The organism is Corallococcus sp. 4LFB, assembly GCF_046520365.1.
GTDB lineage: Bacteria > Myxococcota > Myxococcia > Myxococcales > Myxococcaceae > Corallococcus > Corallococcus caeni.
Window position 1 is genome coordinate 1 of record NZ_JBKGHJ010000331.1, and the last position, 9963, is coordinate 9963.

At 72.5% G+C, this 9963-nt stretch carries 9 protein-coding genes and 2 pseudogenes; 8 read left to right on the plus strand and 3 right to left on the minus strand.

Going from position 1 to position 9963, the window contains the following annotated elements:
- Positions 1-1081 (minus strand): HAD-IC family P-type ATPase (locus ACLEQD_RS28830; RefSeq protein WP_410388385.1); only part of this gene is annotated, 1081 nt, incomplete at its 3' end.
- A gap of 227 nt (positions 1082-1308) precedes the next feature.
- On the opposite strand from ACLEQD_RS28830, the gene ACLEQD_RS28835 reads away from it, so the two are divergent.
- From ACLEQD_RS28835 to rraA, 5 genes are all read left to right on the plus strand, one after another.
- Entirely contained in the window at positions 1309-1845 is a 537-nt protein-coding gene (locus ACLEQD_RS28835; RefSeq protein WP_410388387.1) for a flavodoxin domain-containing protein, read from the plus strand.
- 38 nt (positions 1846-1883) lie between these two features.
- Positions 1884-3179: a universal stress protein gene (locus ACLEQD_RS28840; RefSeq protein WP_410388389.1), complete on the plus strand. Its 1296-nt coding sequence runs from the start codon at positions 1884-1886 to the stop codon at positions 3177-3179.
- A gap of 11 nt (positions 3180-3190) precedes the next feature.
- Positions 3191-4252: a zinc-binding dehydrogenase gene (locus tag ACLEQD_RS28845; protein WP_410388390.1), complete on the plus strand. Its 1062-nt coding sequence runs from the start codon at positions 3191-3193 to the stop codon at positions 4250-4252.
- Between the two features lie 169 nt (positions 4253-4421).
- Positions 4422-5678, plus strand: coding sequence for a hypothetical protein (locus tag ACLEQD_RS28850; RefSeq protein ID WP_410388392.1), 1257 nt, complete (start codon positions 4422-4424; stop codon positions 5676-5678).
- 112 nt (positions 5679-5790) lie between these two features.
- On the plus strand, positions 5791-6288 hold the full coding sequence (gene rraA, locus ACLEQD_RS28855) for a ribonuclease E activity regulator RraA (protein ID WP_410388394.1): 498 nt from the start codon (positions 5791-5793) through the stop codon (positions 6286-6288).
- On the opposite strand, the gene ACLEQD_RS28860 is transcribed toward rraA, so the two are convergent.
- Positions 6263-7207 (minus strand): LysR substrate-binding domain-containing protein, encoded by a 945-nt coding sequence (locus ACLEQD_RS28860; RefSeq protein WP_410388396.1) that lies wholly within the window; start codon positions 7205-7207, stop codon positions 6263-6265. The two genes, rraA and ACLEQD_RS28860, sit on opposite strands and share 26 nt — an antisense overlap.
- Positions 7208-7338: 131 nt before the next feature.
- On the opposite strand from ACLEQD_RS28860, the gene ACLEQD_RS28865 reads away from it, so the two are divergent.
- Together ACLEQD_RS28865 and ACLEQD_RS28870 are read left to right on the plus strand one after the other, a co-directional pair.
- Complete coding sequence (locus tag ACLEQD_RS28865) at positions 7339-8808, plus strand: catalase (RefSeq protein WP_410388398.1); 1470 nt, start codon at positions 7339-7341, stop codon at positions 8806-8808.
- 15 nt (positions 8809-8823) lie between these two features.
- Positions 8824-9360 carry an ankyrin repeat domain-containing protein gene (locus tag ACLEQD_RS28870; RefSeq protein ID WP_410388400.1) on the plus strand — a complete coding sequence of 179 codons (537 nt, stop codon included), beginning with the start codon at positions 8824-8826 and terminating at the stop codon, positions 9358-9360.
- Between the two features lie 27 nt (positions 9361-9387).
- Here ACLEQD_RS28870 and ACLEQD_RS28875 read toward each other — a convergent pair.
- Positions 9388-9549 (minus strand): annotated as a pseudogene (locus tag ACLEQD_RS28875) (transposase); the annotation flags it as partial.
- Positions 9550-9691: 142 nt separating this feature from the next.
- Here ACLEQD_RS28875 and ACLEQD_RS28880 point away from each other — a divergent pair.
- Positions 9692-9963 (plus strand): annotated as a pseudogene (locus ACLEQD_RS28880) (hypothetical protein); the annotation flags it as partial.

The following is a 9963-nucleotide window of genomic DNA, read 5'->3' on the forward strand; positions in this document are numbered from 1 at the left end:
CGGGGCCGGGCAGCTCCGGCAGCTCGCGCGCTCCCGCCTCCAGCAGCGCCACGTCCAGGGGGTCCCTGCCCTCCTCCCGCGAGGCCAGCACCGCGGTCCGCAGCAGCGCCCGCGGCGAGGTCCCGGAGGCGGGCAGCAGCCGCGTCACCCGCAGGAGCCCCTCGGTCAGCGTGCCCGTCTTGTCCGAGCAGACGCAGCTCACCCGGCCGATGTTCTCCACCGAGACGGCCTGCCGCACCAGCGCCTGCCGCCGGGCCAGGCGGTACACGCCCGCGCCCAGGAAGAACGTGAGGGCCACGGGGAACTCCTCGGGCAGCGCCGCCACGCCGAGCGTCGCCGCGCTCAGCAGCGCGTCCAGCCACCCGAAGCCCTGGCGCCAGCGCACGAGCGCCAGCACCGCGCAGAGCGCGCCCGCCACGCCCACCAGCACCGCCACCAGGTTCGCCACCGCGTGCTGCAGCGGCGTGCGGGCCCGGACCTCCTGGCCCGCCGAGCGGATGATGCTCCCGTACAGGGTCTCCGCCCCGGTGAAGACGACGCGCACCCAGGCCGTCCCGGTGAGCAGCCGCGTCCCCGCGAGCCCCCAGTGCACCGCGTCCACCGCGGGCTCGGCCCCGGGCGGGAGGCGCTCCAGCGGCCGCTTGCGCACGGGCAGCGACTCGCCGGTGAGCGGGGACTCCTCCGCCTGCAATCCCTGCCCTCGCACGACCAGGCCGTCCGCCGGGAACTGCCCTCCCGCCTCCACCCGCGCCAGGTCGCCCGGCACCACGTCGCGCGCCGGCACCTCCACTTCGCGCCCGTCGCGCAGCACCGTGGCGCGCTCGGCCAGGCGGCCGCGCAGCCCTTCGGTGGAGGCCTGGGTCCGGTGGTGCAGGAAGACATCCATGCCCAGCAGCGGGACGAGGGCCAGCAGCATCACCGCGCCCTCCACGCGCTCCCCCAGCGCGAAGTACAGGCCGCTCGTGCCCACGAGGAACCAGAGCATCGGGTCGCGCGAGGCGTCGCGCAGGCTCTGGGCCGGAGCGTGGCGGGACGGGCCCCGCACGTCGTTGAGGCCGTGACGCGCGCGCCGCGCCAGCACCTCTTCCGCATCCAGCCCCCGTGCTTCTTCCCAGCCCTGAGGCAGGCGATTGACCGGCACAAGGACTCGCATGAGGCCCCCGGAAGAAGCTGGGGTCCTGCACGGGCGTCGGCAATGCGCCCTGCCGCCGTGAGCCTGTCTGGACGCGGGCGCCCGGCCGGGGTCCCCTTGCGAACGCCGTCCGGTCGCGCCACCCATGTCGGAGGACTTCGGCCAGGAGGGCGCGAATGCGGATCCTCATCACCTACGGAAGCAAGCTGGGCGGGACCCGGGAGATCGCCGGGCAGCTCGCCAGCGACCTGCGGGACGAGGGCCTCGACGCGGAGGCGCTCGCCCCCGAGGACGTCGGCGACGTGCGGGCCTATGACGCCGTCATCGTCGGAGGCGGGCTCTACGCCAACCGCTGGCACCGGCAGGCCCGGCGCTTCGTGCACCGGCACGCGCATGAGCTGCGCGAGCGGCCCGTGTGGTTCTTCTCCAGCGGACCGCTCGACGACTCGGCGGCGCGCGAGCGCATTCCGCCCACGGCGCAGGTGCGGGCCCTCATGGAGCAGGTGGGCGCGCGGGGCCATGAGACCTTCGGCGGAAGACTGGAGCGTGATGCCCGGGGCTTCATCGCCCGGTCCATGGCGCGTGAGCACGCGGGGGACTGGCGGGACTCCGGACAGCTTGCCCGCTGGGCGCGCAGCGTGGCCGAGGAGCTGGGGGAGGCCGCGTCCGTGCGAGCCGGGTTCGAGCCCGCGGGCCAGGAGTCACCGCGATGACAGTGACTAGCTTGCAGAGGGGATGACAAGGAGAGGCCATGACCATCGCCTGCGCGACCAACTTCTCGGAGAGCGCCCGGCGCGCCTGTGACACGGCGGCGCTGCTCGCCCGGCGGATGAACGTCCCGCTGTGCATCGTGCACGCGCTGACCGGGACCCTGGTGCGGACCTTCGGAGACGCCATCTGCGAGACCGCCCGCTCCACGCTGCGGGACGAGTGCGACCGGCTGCGGGCCACGGGGGCCCAGGTCGACTCCGTGCTCCTCACGGGAGAGCCCGAGGAGGCCCTGCGGGAGCTGGTGGTGATGCGCGGCATCCAGTGGGTGGTGGCCGGCGCGCCGCGCGAGGACACGCCCTTCCGGGGCCTGGGAGGGACGGTCGACCGGATGGCGCAGCTCCTGGAGGTCCCCTTCCTGGTGGTCCGCGAGGGCTCCGGCCTGGAGGCGTGGGCGCGCGGTGAGCGCCCCCTGCGGGTCATGCTGGGCGTGGATCGCTCCAGGCCCTTCGAGGTCGCCCGGGACTGGGTGAAGACGCTCGCGAAGGCCGGGCCCGTGGAGGTCGTGGGCGGCCGCGTCGTCTGGGTGGGCAGCGAGGCGGAGCGGCTGGGGCTGGTGCACCCGCACAGCTACAAGGACATGTCCCCGGAGCTGCGGGAGGCGCTGGAGCGCGAGTCGGACTCGCTGCTGGAGCCCCTGCGCGCCGCGGGGCTGCCGGTGCGGTCGCGGCTGGAGCCGGGGCTGGGCCGCATCGCGGACCACCTCATCGCCCTGGCGTCGGAGGAGCAGGTGGACCTGCTGGTGGTGGGCACCCACCAGCGCAGGGCGCTCGCGAAGCTGTGGAGCGTGTCCCAGTCCGCCCGGCGCCTGGCGCCCATGTCGGTGGTGAGCGTGCCGACGCGCGCGGCGGAGCGGGGGCTGGAGCAGGAGGCCCCCAGGGTGCGGACGGTGCTCGCGACCACGGACTTCGGCGAAGCCGGCGACCGCGCCATCGCCTACGCCTTCGCCATCACCCCCGCGGGCGGCACCGTGCACCTGCTGCACGTGGAGCCGGAGGAGGCGACGCCCGAGGAGCTCCAGGCGGCGCGGCAGCAACTGGAGCTGCGCGTGCCGGCCCCGGAGCACGACGGGAGCCACAAGGTCGAGCTGTCGGTGCTCAAGGGCGACGACGTGGCGGGGGTCATCACCCAGGCGGCCGAGCGCCACTGCGCGGACCTGGTGTGCCTGGGCACCCACGGCCGCACGGGGGTGAGCCTCATGGTGCTGGGCTCGGTGGCGCAGCAGGTGATGGCCCGCAGCGACCGGCCGGCGGTCACGGTGCGCATGCCGCGCGCCTGAAGACAGACGAGGTGAGACATGAAGGCAACCGTGTTCCGGGGCCCCAGCAGCTGAGCGTGGAGGACGTGGAGAAGCCGAAGGCGGGCGCGGGCGAGGCGGTGGTCCGGGTGACGCTCACCACCATCTGCGGCACCGACGTGCACATCCTGCGCGGTGAGTACCCGGTGCAGCCGGGCCTCACCGTGGGCCACGAGATGGTGGGCGTCATCGACGAGCTGGGGCCGGGCGTGACGGGCTACCAGGTGGGGCAGCGCGTGCTGGTGGGTGCCATCACGCCGTGCGGCCAGTGCCGGGGCTGCCTCTCCGGGCACCTGTCGCAGTGCGGCCACGGCGCGGGGCTGGAGGCCATGGGCGGCTGGCGGCTGGGCAACACGATGAACGGCGCGCAGGCGGAGTACGTGCGCGTGCCCTTCGCGCAGGCGAACCTGGCCCCCATCCCGGACGAACTGAAGGACGAACAGGTGCTGCTGCTGGCGGACATCGCGTCCACCGGCTTCAGCGGCGCGGAGTCCGGCGGCGTGAAGATAGGCGACGCGGTGGTGGTGTTCGCGCAGGGCCCCATCGGCCTGTGCGCCACCGTGGGGGCGCGGCTGATGGGGGCGTCGCTGGTGATTGGCGTGGACGGGGACGAGGCGCGCCTGGCCATGGCGCGCAAGCTGGGGGCGGACGTGGTGCTGGACTTCCGCGGCCAGGACGTGGTGGCGGAGGTGAAGCGGCTCACCGGCGGCGGCGTGGACGTGGCCATCGAGGCGCTGGGCACGCAGCAGACCTTCGAGAGCGCCCTGCGCACGCTCAACCCCGGCGGCACGCTGTCCAGCCTGGGCGTGTACTCCGGGAAGCTCCAAATGCCTTACGACGCCTTCGCCGCGGGGCTGGGGGACCACCGCATCGTCACCACGCTCTGCCCGGGCGGCAAGGAGCGCATGCGGCGGCTGATGGAGGTGGTGCGCGCGAAGCGCGTGGACCTGACGCCGCTCTTCACTCACCGCTTCGCGCTCAAGGACATCCGCGAAGCGTATGAGCTGTTCAGCCAGCGCAAGGACGGCGTGCTCAAGGTCGCCCTCCAGCCTTGAGCGGACGGGCGCGTCCAGCCATGGGCGCCCGCGGTGACGTTTTCCTCCCCGCCCCGGAATATGCGCGCGGCCCGGCGTACTCCGGGGGAAAGCGGCCTCCGCCGCTGCCTCGCTCAAGGGGACCCCCATGGCACGACACCTGCTTCGCTTCCCGCGGTTTCTCCCTCTCGTGGCGGCCTCCGTCCTGGCTGCCTGTGGCGGTTCGGAGGACGACCCCGGTGACGGCCCCGGGCCCGGCGGGGCCTGCGTGCGGGACATCTCCGACGACGTGAAGACCGCCACGACCTGGGAGCCGGGGGCGCAGCAGTGCACCTACGCGGTGACGGGGGTGGTGGAGGTGAGCGGAGCCCTCACCCTGGCGCCGGGCACGGTGGTGCGCTTCGGTCCGAACGCCGGCCTGCTCATCCTGCCGACAGGGTCCCTCAACGCGGTGGGCACGGAGGCCGCGCCCATCACCTTCACCGGGACGACGGCCACGCCGGGGTCCTGGAAGGGGCTCGCGTTCAAGTCCAACAACCCCGCGAACGTGCTGGAGCACGTGGTCATCTCCTACGCGGGCAGTGAGAGCCCCTTCTGCTGTGACTACTTCTACGGCCCCGGCGGCAGGCTGGAGGCCCGGGCCGCGGTGGTGGTGGGCTCATCCATCCAGAACTCCGTCAGCCAGGTGCGCATCGCGAACACCACCGTGGAGCAGAGCGGAACGGTGGGCCTCTTCGCCTTCAACAAGGCGCGGCTGCCGGGCTTCTCGCGGAACCTCTTCCGGGGCAACCTGGGCGCGCCCGCCACCGTGAGCCTGTCCATCGCGAGCGCCCTGGATGGGGAGACCGTCTACTCCGGCAACAGCGCCACCGACCCGGTGGCCAACGGCGACAACGCCGTCCACCTGGTGCCCGCGCCGGCGGGTGACACCGCCATCGCCCAGACGCTGCACAAGCTGGACGTGCCCTATGGCGTCTCCACCGGCCTCCCGGACACCATCGTGGAGTACACGGGCGCGCTCACCGTGGAGCCAGGGGTGCGGCTCCAGTTCGAGGCGATGTCGGGCCTGCGCATCACGGAGACGGGCTCGCTGGTGGCGCGGGGCACGGCGGAGGACCCCATCGTGTTCACGGGCCGGACGCAGACGCCGGGCTACTGGAAGGGCATCTCCATCCGCTCCCTGGACGCGACCAACGTCATCGCCCACGCGCGGGTGAGCCACGGCGGCTCGGACCCCTTCTGCTGCGACGCCTTCACGAACGCGGGCGACATCCAGGGCAACATCACCCTGGGCGGCAACTCGGGCCGGGGGCGGCTCCAGCTCTCCGACTCGCTCGTGTCCCAGGCCACGGGCTGGGGCGTGTTCGTCTTCAAGGACTCCACGTTCACCGAGAGCGCCAACACCTACGAAGGCAACACCGGCACCGTGGGCTACGCGGCCCCCTGACGCCGCGCCGCCGGGCAGCGACGTTGGGGTTTTGAACAATGCACGGCCAGGACGCGGCCGCCCGGGCTCGCAATGACAGTCACCCCCGGCCGGCGCGTGCATCCTGGGGCTCATGAGCGACAGCCCCGACCTCAAGACCGCCGACCTCTGCGACGCCCACGCGGGAGCGCCGCACTTCCAGGTCGCCGAGCCCGGCTTCATGGACTACGGCGGGCGCCGGAGCTTCTCCGGCCCCATCAGCACGGTGCGCGCGCCGGAGGACAACTCCCTGGTGCGCAAGGCCCTGGAGGAGCCCGGGCAGGGCCGCGTGCTGGTGGTGGACGGCGGAGGCAGCCGCCGCTGCGCGCTGGTGGGCGACGTGCTCGCGGCGCTGGGCCAGCAGAACGGCTGGGCGGGCGTGGTGGTGAACGGCTGCATCCGCGACTCGGAAGAGGTGGGCCGCACCGCCATCGGCGTGAAGGCGCTGGGCACGCACCCGCTCAAGAGCGGCAAGCGCAACGAGGGCCAGCGCGACGTGGAGGTGCGCTTCGCGGGCGTCACCTTCACCCCCGGCCACCACCTCTACGCGGACGCGGACGGCATCGTCACCTCGCAGAAGCCGCTGCGCTGACCTTCGCCTTCGGGCCGCCGGGCCACACGGAGCGCAGCGTCCCCGCGATGGCGCGCAGCGCTTCCGCCCGGGGGTGCCCGGGACGCCACGCCAGCGCGAGCGTCCTGCCGGGCCCCGGCGGCGCGAAGGGCCGCACCACCAGCTGCCCCTGCCGGTTCTCCGTCCGCACCGCGAGCTGGGGCAGCAGCGTGACGCTGCCGGACGCCATCACCATCTGCGCGAGCGTCGTCAGGCTGGTGGCGCGGAAGTCCACCTCGCGCGCGCCCACGCGCGTGCACAGCGCCAGCGTCTGGCTGCGGAAGCAGTGCCCGTCCTCCAGGAGCAACACGTCCTCGTCGTCCAGGTCGGCGAGCCGCACCTGCTTCCTCTTCTCCAGCCGGTGCCCCGGCGGCGCCGCGACGACGAACGGGTCCTCCGCGATGACCGCGTGCTCCACCTTGAGCCCCAGCTCCGCGTCCACCGCGAGCAGCGCCGCGTCCAGCCGGCCCTCGTCCATGTCGCGCATCAGGAGCGCCGTCTTCTCCTCGCGCAGGCGGAGCTGGAGCTTGGGGTAGTGCTTCACCAGCGCGGGCACCACCTCCGGCAGCACGTAGGGCGCCACCGTGGGGATGGCCCCCAGGTGCAGCGGCCCCGCGAACGGGTCTCCCATCCGCGCCGCCGCCTTGAGGATGTCCTCCGCCTCCGTGAGCACCCGCCGCGCCCGCGCCACCAGCTCCGTGCCCTGCGGCGTGAGCAGCACGCGGCGCGCGTCCCGCTCGAACAGCTTCACGCCGAGCACCGACTCCAGCTGCTGTATCTGCGCGCTCAGGGCCGGCTGGGAGACGTGGCACCGCTCGGCCGCCCGCCGGAACCCCAGCGTCTCCGCCACCGCCACCAGGTACTCCAGCTGCCGCAGGGTGATGTCGTTGAGCGAGGCCATGGTCCTCCCTGGAACCGATAGCCCCTGCCTATCACTCCCATCCAAACGATGTCTTGGCCCAATCAGCGGGACCTCTCTACCTTTCCCCCCGTCGCAGTGCCCCTGAAGGCCTCACGCCAAGGAAAGCGTCCATGTCCCAGCGTCCCACCCTGACCACCGAAGCCGGCGCCCCGGTCTCCGACAACCAGCACTCGCAGACCGCGGGCCCCAACGGCCCGGTGCTGCTCCAGGACCACCACCTGCTGGAGAAGCTGGCCCGCTTCAACCGCGAGCGCATCCCGGAGCGCGTGGTGCACGCGGTGGGCTCCGGCGCCTACGGCACCTTCGAGGTGACGCAGGACCTGACCCGCTTCACCCGCATGAAGGTCTTCAGCGCGCCAGGCAAGAAGACGGAGGCGTTCCTGCGCTTCTCCACCGTGGCGGGCTCCAAGGGCGCGCCGGACACGGCCCGCGACCCGCGCGGCTTCGCGGTGCGCTTCTACACGGAGGACGGCAACTGGGACCTCGTGGGCAACAACACGCCGGTGTTCTTCCTGCGCGACGGCATCAAGTTCCCGGACTTCATCCACTCGCAGAAGTACGACCCGTACACGAACTGCCAGGAGCCGGACAACGTCTGGGACTTCTTCTCCTACTCGCCGGAGGCCACGCACCAGTTCACCTGGCTCTTCGGGGACCGGGGCATCCCCGCGACGCTGCGGCACATGGACGGCTTCGGCTCGCACACCTTCCAGTGGGTGAACGCGGCGGGCGAGCGCTTCTGGGTGAAGTTCCACTTCAAGACGGACCAGGGCATCCGCACCCTCACCACCCAGGAGGCGGAGGCCGTGGGCGGCAAGGACCCGCAGCACCACCAGCGTGACCTGTACCAGGCCATCGACCGGGGCGAGTTTCCCTCGTGGACGCTCAAGGTGCAGGTGATGCCGGAGGCGGACGCGGCGAACTACCGCTTCAACCCGTTCGACCTCACCAAGGTGTGGCCGCACAAGGACTACCCGCTGATGGAGGTGGGCAGGCTGACGCTCGACCGCAACCCGGAGAACTTCTTCGCGGAGGTGGAGCAGGCTGCGCTGGACCCGTCGCACTTCGTGCCCGGCATCGGCCCGTCCCCGGACCGGATGCTCCAGGCGCGCCTGTTCGCCTACGGCGACGCGCACCGCTACCGGCTGGGCATCAACGGCACGCAGCTGCCGGTGAACGCGCCCAGGGGCGTGAAGGGCGGCGCGCGCAACTACGGCCGTGACGGCGCCATGCGCTTCGACGGCAACGGCGGCCGCGGCCCCAACTACGAGCCCAACAGCTTCAACGGCCCCGCCCAGACGGACGAGGCGCCGGGCACGGGCTACGCGGTGAGCGGCCTGACGGGCACCTTCGTCCACGGCAAGCACGCGGAGGACACCGACTTCGTGCAGGCCGGCGCCCTCTACCGGCTGATGGACGAGGCGGCGAAGGCGCGGCTGGTGGAGAACCTCTCCGGCAGCCTGGCGCAGGTGAGTCGTGAAGACATCATCACGCGGGCCATCGCCCACTTCCGCGCGGCGGACGAGGAGTATGGTTCGCGCATCGCCACCGCCGTCCAGCAGAAGCGCCGCTCCCGCTAGGAAGGAATGCCGACCATGAGCTCCCCGAACGACCCGAAGAACGCCGCTCCCCCGTCCGCCGAGGACGCCGCCCTGATGGACTTCGTGAGGAGCGCCTTCGCGGTCGTTCGCTCGGGAGACGCCGGCAAGCTGCGCGAGCTGCTCGACGCCGGGCTCCCCGTGGGCGTGCGCAACGAGCGGGGGGACTCGCTCCTGATGCTGGCCAGCTACCACGGCCATGTGGAGGCCACGCGCCTCTTGCTGGAGCGCGGGGCGGACCCGGAGCAGCCCAACGACGCCGGGCAGACGCCCCTGGCCGGCGCCGCGTTCAAGGGCAACCTGGACATCGCCACGGTGCTGCTGGACGCGGGCGCGAACGTGGACGGCGCGGGCCCGGATGGCCGCACGCCGCTCATGTTCGCGGCCATGTTCGACAAGGTTGAGCTGATGGAGCTGCTCATCCAGCGCGGCGCGGACCACCGGGTGCGGGACGCGGACAAGCGCACCGCGCTGGACTACGCGCGGTCCATGGGCGCGGGGCGCGCGGCCGAACGGCTGGCGCCGAGTCCCTGAAGGCCTTTTATAGGCATGCTCTGATGTTGCCGCATCGGCGCGCGCCTGCCTCACCCAGGGTTCCAGGGCGCTGCGCGTCAGGTCCAGGTCCTTGGCCACCTGCGCCCGGGACTTGCCCTCCTCCAGCACCCGCTTCACCGCCCGAGCTTTGAACTCCGTATTCGCGCGGCTGGCGCCGTGGTGTGGCACGTCTGTCCATCCCCCGGCGGGCCGGGTCTTATGTGGCTCTTTCAGTGCAATGCCCCACCCGGTCCTCCGCCTTGTCGGACCGAACATGGAACCTCTGTCCTGAGCGCCCCTGCTGGGGCCAGCCACGGAGGCGTCGATGGGCATGCATTGGAGTTGGGCCGTCGTCTTGCTGCTGCTGTTGCCTGGGGTCGGAAGGGCGCAGGAGGCCATCACTCCAGAAGACTTCGACGCCACCGTGCGCAGGTTGGAGGAGGCCCTTCAGGCCGAGGCTGCCGGTGACGAAGCGGGAGCGGCGCTGTCCGTGGAGGAGCCCGCGTCACCGGCAACCGCCGAGGAAGAAACGAGGTGGGCCCACTGGCTGCGCCTGGAGGCCACGTCGCTGACGCTGCTGCCCAGCAAAGGCATGGGCGGGGA